This is a genomic window from Streptomyces sp. NRRL B-3229, assembly GCF_000719505.1.
Classification (GTDB): domain Bacteria; phylum Actinomycetota; class Actinomycetes; order Streptomycetales; family Streptomycetaceae; genus Streptomyces; species Streptomyces griseorubiginosus.
In genome coordinates, this window is the sequence record NZ_JOGP01000153.1 from 1 (window position 1) to 265 (window position 265).

Consider the following 265-nt stretch of genomic DNA (forward strand, 5'->3'; position numbering starts at 1 on the left):
CGACTGCGCCAACCGGAACAACGCCACCTCAACCGCGAACAGAGCCGGCTGCGTGAACTCCGTACGGTTCAACACCCCCGAGCCCGCATCGTCGAAGACAACCTCCTTCAACGGCCGCGGCAGATGCCCATCCAGCTCCGCCACCACCGCATCAAAAGCCTCCGCAAACACCGGATAAGCCGCATACAACTCCCGGCCCATACCGACCCGCTGAGCCCCCTGACCGGTGAACAACACCGCCAGACGACCACCCCCCACCACCGGC

General features: G+C 65.3%; 1 protein-coding gene. It reads right to left on the reverse strand.

Annotated elements, in window-relative coordinates; all coding sequences use genetic code 11:
- Positions 1-265, reverse strand: a 265-nt coding sequence (locus IF54_RS0139200; protein WP_234439183.1) for an acyltransferase domain-containing protein, incomplete at both ends; no start/stop codon positions are given.